Origin of the sequence: Pauljensenia sp. UMB3104 (assembly GCF_030217285.1) — a bacterium.
Classification (GTDB): domain Bacteria; phylum Actinomycetota; class Actinomycetes; order Actinomycetales; family Actinomycetaceae; genus Pauljensenia.
Window position 1 is genome coordinate 1 of record NZ_JASONN010000479.1, and the last position, 248, is coordinate 248.

Below are 248 nucleotides of genomic sequence, written 5' to 3' on the forward strand. Positions count from 1 at the left end.
GTTCCCCAGCTGGCTTGCTTGGGAATATCTACGCTTTGTGGATGACTCAACGTTTGTTGAGCCCGTTGTTGACATGGCGATACGGTTTCTCCTTACCGCCCGATCATCACTTGGAGGGAGTCTTTGTTTCGCTTTGCCGAACTGCCTTTTGATTACTCAAGGCATTTTGGAAGGTGCCAATGATGGAACGCTTGCCCTGGCGCTTCGAGTAGACGTCAACGGCGACTGCGATCAAGAGGACGAGGCCC

Annotated in this window: 1 protein-coding gene; it reads left to right on the forward strand. The window is 52.8% G+C overall.

All coding sequences use genetic code 11. The annotated features are described in order from the left end of the window. Positions 1–37: 37 nt before the first annotated feature. A partial coding sequence (locus QP415_RS12480; RefSeq protein WP_285100282.1) for a hypothetical protein occupies positions 38–248 on the forward strand: 211 nt, incomplete at its 3' end.